Consider the following 794-nt stretch of genomic DNA (forward strand, 5'->3'; position numbering starts at 1 on the left):
CAGCTTCACGCCCCGCAAGCCACGTCGCATGAGGCTGCGCAGGAAGTCTGTCCAGAACGGCTCGGCCTCCGATGGCCCAACCCGCATGCCCAGGACTTCGCGGCCACCGTCAGTGTTCACGGCCACGGCGATTATTACGGCGACCGAGACGATGCGCCCGGCCTCCCGCACCTTGACGTAGGTGGCATCGATCCAGAGGTAGGGCCAGTCACCTTCAAGTGGCCGATCAAGAAACGCATGAACGCGTTCATCAATCTCGCCTGCCAGCCGTGACACCTGGCTTTTGGAAATGCCGGTCATGCCCATGGCCTTCACCAGCTCATCTACTGAACGCGTTGAAACGCCTTGAATGTAGGCCTCCTGGATGACCGCCGCCATGGCCTTCTCGGCGGTGCGTCGAGGTTCGAGGAAGCCCGGAAAGTAGCTGCCTTGGCGCAACTTGGGTATCTTCAGGTCGACGTCGCCGGCACGGGTTTGCCACAGGCGGTCACGGTAGCCATTGCGGCTGTTTGTCCGGTCTGGGCTTTTGACATCGAAGCCGGCACCGCACAGGCCTTCGACATCGAACTCCATCATGCGCTGAGCAACGAACTGGATCATTTGCTTGAGCAGATCAGCGTCTGCCCCTTTCTCAACCAACTCGGTCAATGCGATAGTGGGCTTGGTCATCGTGGTTTCTCTGGTGAAGGTTAAGTCCGCAAACTCAACGTTAGCCAAGAACCACGATGACCAACCTCTTTCGCCCGCAGGGCGCCTTCGGCTGGTTCAGTTACACCACTTCCCGGGACACGATC

At 59.6% G+C, this 794-nt stretch carries 1 protein-coding gene; it reads right to left on the bottom strand.

The genetic code is table 11. From position 1 onward, the window contains the following. The coding region (locus WF331_RS29140) for an IS256 family transposase (RefSeq protein WP_340623496.1) at window positions 1–669 on the bottom strand (669 nt) is incomplete at its 3' end. Window positions 670–794 lie beyond the last annotated feature (125 nt).

It is taken from the genome of Pseudomonas sp. YNh, from assembly GCF_037993085.1.
Lineage (GTDB): Bacteria > Pseudomonadota > Gammaproteobacteria > Pseudomonadales > Pseudomonadaceae > Aquipseudomonas > Aquipseudomonas putida.